This is a genomic window from Prosthecobacter sp., from assembly GCF_020439865.1.
GTDB lineage: Bacteria > Verrucomicrobiota > Verrucomicrobiia > Verrucomicrobiales > Verrucomicrobiaceae > Prosthecobacter.
This window is the reverse complement of sequence record NZ_JAGRPF010000003.1, coordinates 23,658-32,100: the sequence shown is the minus strand read 5'-3', so window position 1 is coordinate 32,100 and position 8,443 is coordinate 23,658. Positions and strand designations below refer to the sequence as shown.

Genomic DNA, 8,443 nt, shown 5'->3' with positions numbered 1-8,443 from the left:
TGTTCCCTAGTTCAGGAGGATGCCCACATTCCCTTTGCAACAGGAGGGAAACGTCCGCCCGGTGATTCACTTTCTCCAGAGACTCCTTAAAGCCAGAAGCAACAAGGCACTTCCTGCCAGCACGCCCATCACTGAAACAGTGTCAGTAACGGCCACATCCTTCCTCTCAGCACTCTCGCCCGAAATTGTCACAACTTCAGGCTCTGCACTTACTGCTTGAGGAGCAGCGGCATCCACACCTGAAATGGAACCAGCCGTTGAATGCACAGCCAAACTAGCCTCGCCGAGTGACTTCTCCCAGTCCACGTTAAGCAGGATATCCCAACCGGGATTCTCATTCTTCATGCGGCAGCCGCAGCGCCCCACGAGGAACATGCTGACGTCTTCCAGCGAGGCGTCGTCCAGAATCTCCAGCGGCCACGCTCCCAGCACCCTACCCCGCCCGAAAACTGCGGCGGCAAAGCTGGTCTTGTCAGGATCGATTTCCCCACCCGGTCCGGTCAGCATCCGCAGCAGGGGCTTTTCAGCCGGATCATCCCGGCGAATCCGCATCACCGTGAATTTCAGTTTCAGAGGAGGGCCCGGGCCCAATTGACTGTCGGGATCATTGGGATCCTGAACAGGCAGCGCAGCCACCTGCTCCAGAAACTTGAGCCGCTTTTCGACGTGATCCGCCGCCGCTGTGTCCAGCGGAGAACCATTGTCGGCAACCACCCAGACGACCGAGTCCCCTGCCAGGATGTGTTCGACGATCTTCTGCCGCACCGGCGACTCCAGCAGCGAGCCCAATGACGTTTTGTCCAACGCACCGGACCAGACAAGCTGGTCGCTGTTACGTGAAGAACGGAGTTCAGCCGCCTTCAACGCAGCATCACTCGAGGTTGTGATGTCCAGATTGGCTTTTCCATTGGCACGCAACGGTCGCAGCAAATCCTGAACGGACGTATCCTGTGCCACGTCTTTCGGTATCAGAAGGTGAAACTTGTCCGCCTCCCAACGATCAAGTGCGTAGCGAAAAACGGGGATTGTGCAGGCGCAGGCCCCGCTGGTGCAAATCAGGGTGAGAAGCGTGGCGAGTCTCATGAGCGTTATTTCCCAAAACACTGCAGGCGGCCGTCCATCGTACTCACGTAGACGCGGCCCTGAGCAACGGTGATGCCGTCCCAGACAGGCGGGCTGGTGAGTTCAAGACCGCTGCTTTGTTCACCGGTTTCAACATTCACGGCCCACATCTTGGCACCGTGTTTTCCGTCGAGTGCTTCGTCCTGCTCCTTGAGTTCCTTCAAGATCTCGGGGTCCTTCGCTGCAAGGCGTTCGAACGCATACTCCTCGTCGATGGTATCAGGTGCACCGCTCACGAGCACCGTCTTCCCAGCAAGCGCCATGCTGCGTGCGACGATCGGCACAAAGCGATCCCACGTGTGCTTAACGAAGCTGCCCGCCTTGGCGCCCGCGGCCGCACCGCCTTTGAACCACAGTGCACCACCGACCTTGCCCTTTCCTGATTCAACGCCAGCACCTACGCCATGGGCTTCGTTGCCGGAATTGTCTCGGGAGTCACCGTTGTCAAAGTTGCACGCGAGCACGGCGTCAGTGGGCTTCGATTCCGGCTGCTCGAAGCGCTGCTGCACTTCAGCGGCGGAGAGCGCCTTGTGATAGATGGCAAACTGATCGAGCAGGCCGCTGTAACCACCCGCATTTGTTTCTGCGACACCGTTACCATTGCCCACGATCAACGGATTGGCGGGCTTGCTGGAAACCAGACCGCCTGCCGTGCCTTCGGCAACGAGCTTGCCGTCGATATAGAGGCTCATCTTCTTGTCGGCAGCCAGAGTCCCGACCAGATGATGCCAGCCCTCGGTCATCGCTTCGGCGGAGGAGATGGTGCTCACCTTCGAATCACTGCGAATATGGAACTGCGGCTTCTTGTCGTGGAAATCGAGCCCAACGCCCACCCGCGGTCCGCCTTGGTTCAAGATCGTTCCATTGGCCGTATCAGGCAGCACCCAAGCCTCGACCGTGATCGGCGTTCCTGTCGGATCCAGTGCGGCAACATCCGGGAACTGCACACTGCCAGGGATCGGAGCGTTTTTCGGCTTCGCATCGCCTTTCGCAGCTCCTTTAGCTTTGCCTTTGCCAGCCTTCTTTTTCGCTTCCGCCTGCTGCTTCAAGGTCTCGCTATGGCCGACCTGCGTTTCTTTGTTCTTCGGCTGTTCGGCAAGCGGCCTCCCATCGGCTCCTAACACCACGCTGTTGCCGCGCCGCTCGGTGGTGGCCGATTCGGTGTCGAAAGCCTGTTCTGGTGGAGCCTTGGGCGTGGAAAACAGCGTGTACTCCATCGTTGTCGTCCACTTGTAATACTGCGCCTCGCGACCATACGAGTACACGTTCTTGTCGTCATGCACGAGGATGCGGCCAGCAGGCGCATACTTGCCCGCTTGGAAGTAACCGCCATGCCCACCGGCGAAGCTCTTGCCATACACCCAGTAACTGCGGTGGAAGTTCGAGTCGTCAAGGAAACCCATCGGAGCAAAGAGGTGCTGGCCTTCGCCCTTGTGAGCACCTCCCTGTTTGTCAAAATCACCACTGACCGGCCCCACTTCGACGCGAACACCTTTCGGATCGATTTTCTGAGTTCGAAGGTAGGTCCATTTGCCATCGCTACTGAGGATGTCATTCAGCGCCACCGGCATCTGCAGCGTCTTGTGACGATCGTTCAAATCACCGCCGGTGTCCGGATCGCGGTCGTCATAGTGCGTCTTCACCTTCATCTCGCCAGTCTTCGCATCCACGCGGTAGAACCACAGGCCGTCATCTAGGAAGCAGGAATGCCCCGCCACGAAACTCACGAGACCATTCTCCACGAGAACGCTGCCATGCACGGGCCAGACGCTTTCCATCATCTCCCACGCACCGTGGCTTAGCATCACCGGCGCGCCCTGGAACTTCCACACCAGCGCACCGTCTTTCGCGCGCAGGCAGTAAACGTTGCCGTCATTGCCGCCCACATACACGCGGCCTTGCCAGTAGGTCGGCGGTGAGTCCATGCGACCACCAGCGATGAAATGCCACGCTTCCTTGCCCGTGGCGGAGTCAAACGCATGCAGCGTATGCTTGTCCACTTCCGACACGAAGGTCAGTCCGGCGGCGCTCGTCGTCGTGCTCAGAGGCGGTGTGAGCTTCACTTCCCAGGCCATGCCGAGATCCTTCTTGAGGTCCTGGTCCGAGAATCCGCTGCGGGCGTTGTCGGAGCGATACGTCGGCCAGTCCTTGGCATCAGCGGGCTTCTCATCGATCGCGTCCGCATACGCAGGGCCCTTGGTCAGACGTGCGTTGTCCGGCGTGTTCTCAGGCATCGGATAACGGGGGGCGGAAGCCATCACGCTCATGCCGTCCAGTTTTGCCTCGGGGTAGCAGGCGCAGTTGTGCGGTCCGGCATACGTCAGACCGTTGCACGGCATCACGCCATACAGACACGCGCCACGAACCCAGTGATTCAGGTCCCAGTGCTGCTTCTCCATGTCCACATACTCGATGCCCGTGCGGGAGGGCATGATGTATTTCTCCGTGGCTTTGGCCATGTAACAGCGGTGATGGAACCAGTAGGTCCCCTCCGGCACATCGGGATAGAACTGCTTCTTCACCTCGCCCGTCAGCGGATCACGGCCGGTGTACTCGCCCGTCTGGTTCCCGCTCGTCGTGCCGGCGTTCCACACAAGGCCCTGCGCCACGATGACATCTTCCATGCTGCGATAGCCGCTCTTCTCATGGGACGAACTCCACAATTCTTTGCCAGTGTCCGCATTGATGCCCTTCATCAAACCATCGCCGCCGGCATACAGGATGATGTCTTTATTCAGCACCACACGCGGCGCAAAGTTGAACTCATAGAGCTTGCGACGTGCCTCGGGCACATCGGCGAACTTCACCTCGCCGGTCTTCACGTCGCGGCTGGTCAAGCCATCACCGTTGTAATAAACGATACGCTTGTCATCCAAAGCAATCGTGATCGGCCCGACCTTGTCATCCACCTTCCACACCGTCTTGCCGCTGTCGGCATCGATCGCCATCAGGTGACGCGTCTTGCCATCCCAGTTGAACTCCGTCTCCACGCGCTTCTGATCACTCTGCTGCTTCACCGCGAACTCCTCGTTTAGCACCCACGGTTCCGGATTCACCAGCGTGTAAATCGTGCCGTTGCGATACAGAATCTCCTCCGCCCGCTTCGTCTGAGGATACTTGCGAATCTCCTCGCCCGTCGCCGCATCCAGGCAGGAAATCGGATCGGCGATTCCCAGAGTCACATAGACCTTGTCCCCTACCGCCACGAGACGTCGCGTGAGCTGCGTCGGACCCGACTTCAGCGGCCACAGATGCGTGCTCCACTCCGGAATCGGCTTCTTCCAAAGGATCGTTCCATTAAACGCATCGCGCGCGATCAGCGCGAACTTCGCCGGCATCAGGATCGAAATGCGGCTGCCCTCGTCCATGATGTAAAAAATGCGCCCCCCCGCACTCACCTGCGCGCTCACCGACGACATGCGGTCATGGTGCCGGCTCCAGCGCGGATTTCCCACCCACTGCATGCGCGACGGAGGGCCCACCAGCAGGTCCTTCGATGTCGGATTGCCCTCCGAGTCATACGCGTAGTGCGTCCACTCATCCATGCCCTTGGGCCACGGTTTCGTGATCTTGTCCCAGCCGCCGCCAACCTTCTTCACCATCGCCACGCCCAGCGGCGTCAGCACACGGTCGATCTCCTCCTTCGCCACCGCAGACGCATCCTCGATGACCAGCAGATTCACATAATTCTCGATGTAGGGCAGATGCTTCCCATCCCAGCTCTCGACTGCCACCGGCCCGTACTTGCCCGCCTCATGAATCGACTCGCGAATCCCCGGCACCGCCGCTGCATCCTTCGTCAATCCCTGCACCTGATAACGCTCGTTCGCCCGCAGCGCCTGCGTCAGCTTGCCATCTCCACAGCCCACGTGGACCACGATGCCCCCCTTAACGCCAGATTGAGAGATCAGGTCGGCCGCGTCATCGGCCAACAATGCGGAGGAGAACAGAAGAGAAAAAAGGAATCGTTTCATGGCAGGATGGAAGGCGCGTAACGAACCCCGGTAGAGCTATGTTTCCACCCTTTTTCGGCCTGCCCCGCTTCGTCCCATCCTTGCATGAAATGGTGGATTTGCGCGGAGGGATGTGAGAAGACATCGGCGTCCCCTCCTCCACCCGCCCATGCTGCGCTTCACCCTTTTCGGTTTCCCGATTCTGATCCACTGGATGTTCTGGCTGAACTCCGCACTGATGGGAGGAGCTTTGACCGCGAGTTCGCCCGAACAATTGCGCAGCCTCCTGGCCTGGGTGGTGGCCGTCTTTCTGTCCATCTTGATTCATGAAATGGGTCATGCGCTCACCATGCGAAACTTCGGCGACCACCGCGTGGGCATCGTGCTTTATGCCTTCGGCGGGCTGGCACAAGGCAGTCAGTTGCGCACTCGTCGTGAGGACTTCCTCGTCAGCGCCGCGGGCCCCGGGCTGCAGATTCTCGCCGGGCTGGCGGTGGGCTGGTCCATTTCTCTCTGGCGGCCACCGTCCCTCTGGCTGTATCAGATGCTCGACGGCTTCACCGTGGTGAGCATTTTCTGGGCGCTCCTCAACCTCGTTCCCATCCTTCCGCTCGACGGCGGCCGACTGTGCCAGGCCTACCTCGGACCGGCCAAACAACGACAGGTGCTCGCCATTAGCATTGTCTGCGCCGGCGTTTTGGCACTGCTGTCCTTTGAGCGCGATCTCTGGCTCGGGTTGCAAAACGGTGTCCTGCGTTTGCTCGAGATTCGTGTCGGCAACCGTGTCGGCGGCGGCATTTTCACCCTGCTCATCTTCGGCATGCTGGCCTGGAACAATTGGAAACAGTTGCGCAACGAGCCGCAAATTCCGTGGATGAACGCACGATAAAGCTGCATTGAATCGTTTCCGTCCGCAGATGCGCCTCCCTCGATCACTTTTCGTCCTCCTTTCGGCCACAACGATCGCCGTTGCTCAGGCACCGAAACCTGAATTGATTTCCCCGCAGGTTAAAACGGCCGTGGACAAGGCCGTTGCCTGGCTGATTCAGCAGCAGAAGTCTGCGGGCTTCATCGTGGACGAGAAGACTGACGCAAAGCCCAAGCGCGGCGACCTGCCCTCGCACAGCGCCGCCATGACCGCGCTCGCCCTCATGGGGCTCGCCTCCGTCGGCCACATGCCGGACGATCCCACTCCCGAAGGCCAGGCCTGCGGCAAAGCCTTGCGTTATGTCGTGGAGGGAGTCGAACCTGACGAAAACGGCTACCTCGGCCGCAGCGACCGCTCGCGCATGTATGGTCACGGCATCATCTCCCTGATGCTCGGCGAAATGATAGGTCACTCCCCTGATGAGGCCACGGACAAGCGCCTGCGCCAGCATCTGGACGGTGCGATTCAACTCATCATCCGTTCCCAGCAAGTGCCCAAAAGCGAAGCCAACCGCGGCGGCTGGCGCTATGAGCCCAGTTCCAGCGATAGCGACATTTCCGTGAGCGTCTGGCAGGTCATGGCCCTGCGTGCGGCAAAGAACGCTGGCTTCGACGTCCCCAAACAAGCTATCGATAACGCCGTCGCCTACATCAAACGCAGCTATCGCGTGGAGCGTGACTCCAACGGCAATCCTCGCAGCGATGCCGCTGCGTTCAGCTACGAGCCCTACGGCGGACGCCAGACCTTCTCCACCACGGCAGCGGGATTGCTCTCTCTTCAGGTATGCGGCCAGTATGAAGCCCCCGAAGTGCTCGGCTCTGCCAACTGGCTTCTCAAATCACCGCCCGAGATCAACGAGCCTTGGTTCTTCTACGGCTGCTACTACTACGCTCAGGGCATGTATCAGCGCGGTGGCGATCACGCCGCCACCGCCCGGCAAAAAACCGAGCAGACTCTCATTGCCTCCCAATCACCGGACGGCAGTTGGTATCCGCGCAATGGCAACGAAAAGAGCGCAGGCGCCGTGTATGCCACCTCGCTCGCTCTGCTGAGCCTCTCAGTGCATCATCACTTCCTGCCGATCTATCAGAAGTAGCGTCGGCTTTCGCATGGAGCTGCGGTTTGCCCGCGTATGAGCGTCATGAACACGCTCAACCGCCGTCAGTTCGTCCGTGCCTCCGCCCTCGCAACGCTTGCCGCACCCGCCTTGCTCAAAGCGGAGAACAGGGGAGACAAAATCAACCTCGCCCTCATCGGCCCTGGCGGGATGGGAACGAATCACATCAAGACGATGTGCAAACGCGATGACGTGATCTTCTCGTATGTCTGCGATGCGGACTCGATCCGCGCCGACAAGGCAGCTAAGTTGATTCAAGAAATGACCGGCCAGACGCCGAAGATTGTCACCGACATGCGACGTGTGCTCGATGACAAGGCCGTTCAGGCCGTGCTCATGGCCACACCCGATCACTGGCATGCTCCGGGCGCCATTCTTGCCGCGAACGCGGGCAAGCATGTCTATGTGGAGAAACCCTGCTCGCATAATCTGCGTGAGGGCCGCCTCATGATCGAAGCGGCGGCGAGAAACAAAGTGTGCATGCAGGTCGGCACGCAGAGCCGCAGCACGGCAGCAACGATTCAGATTGTCGAAAAACTCCGCAGCGGCATCATTGGCGACATTCTCGTGGCGAAGGCCTGGAACAGCCAGCTTCGCAAGAATCAGGGCCACAAAGCGCCCAGCGAACCGCCGCCGGAGCTCGATTACGACCTGTGGCTCGGCCCCGTGCCGAAAATCCCGTTCAAGAGCACCTACCATCCCGGTCATTGGCGCTGGTTTTACCATTTCGGCGCGGGTGACTTCGGAAACGACGGCGTGCATGACATCGACATCGCGCGTTGGGGCCTCGGTGTGGACCAACATCCCAACCGTATCATCGGCCAGGGCAGCAAGCTCTTCTTCGACGACGATCAGGAGTGGCCGGACACGCTTTACTGCGCCTTCGAATACGACATCGCTGGCAAAACGAAGCAGCTCATCTACGAACAGCGCGACTGGAGCCCCTACGTGCAGGAAGGCCACGAAAACGGCTGCGCGTGGTATGGCACGAAAGGCATGGTCATCGGCGGCAAGCAAAAGGGCACGTGGGAGATCTACGGCGAACGCAACAAGCTCATCGAAGAGATCAAAGCTGGGGCCGGCCCCGACCTTGCCGCGCATCACGCCAACTTTTTCGACGCCATCCGCACCGGCGCGAAACTCAACGCCAACATCACCATCAATCACCTCTCGACCTCGCTCTGCCACCTGGGCAACATCGCCGCCCGGACGCATCAGGCGCTTGTCTTTGATCCAATGAAAGAGCAGTTCATCGGAAACGCCGACACCTCCAAGCTGCTCAAACGCGAATATCGCGAACATTGGGCGACACCGGCGGTGTGA

5 protein-coding genes are annotated in these 8,443 nt (G+C 59.7%); 3 read left to right on the top strand and 2 right to left on the bottom strand.

Going from position 1 to position 8,443, the window contains the following annotated elements:
• Nucleotides 1-66: 66 nt before the first annotated feature.
• Together KDL09_RS00140 and KDL09_RS00135 are read right to left on the bottom strand one after the other, a co-directional pair.
• Complete coding sequence (locus KDL09_RS00140) at nt 67-1,083, bottom strand: hypothetical protein (protein WP_294380078.1); 1,017 nt, start codon at nt 1,081-1,083, stop codon at nt 67-69.
• Between the two features lie 5 nt (nt 1,084-1,088).
• Nucleotides 1,089-5,096 carry a PQQ-binding-like beta-propeller repeat protein gene (locus KDL09_RS00135; protein WP_294380076.1) on the bottom strand — a complete coding sequence of 1,336 codons (4,008 nt, stop codon included), beginning with the start codon at nt 5,094-5,096 and terminating at the stop codon, nt 1,089-1,091.
• Nucleotides 5,097-5,244: 148 nt separating this feature from the next.
• On the opposite strand from KDL09_RS00135, the gene KDL09_RS00130 reads away from it, so the two are divergent.
• From KDL09_RS00130 to KDL09_RS00120, 3 genes are read left to right on the top strand one after another with little or no spacing between them, the layout of a single operon-like run.
• The gene (locus KDL09_RS00130) at nt 5,245-5,964 is read left to right on the top strand and encodes a hypothetical protein (RefSeq protein ID WP_294380074.1); all 720 of its coding nucleotides are present in this window, start codon (nt 5,245-5,247) and stop codon (nt 5,962-5,964) included.
• Nucleotides 5,965-5,992: 28 nt separating this feature from the next.
• Nucleotides 5,993-7,099, top strand: a complete 1,107-nt coding sequence (locus KDL09_RS00125) for a hypothetical protein (protein WP_294380072.1) — start codon at nt 5,993-5,995, stop codon at nt 7,097-7,099.
• Nucleotides 7,100-7,144: 45 nt separating this feature from the next.
• Nucleotides 7,145-8,443, top strand: a complete 1,299-nt coding sequence (locus KDL09_RS00120; RefSeq protein ID WP_294380070.1) for a Gfo/Idh/MocA family oxidoreductase — start codon at nt 7,145-7,147, stop codon at nt 8,441-8,443.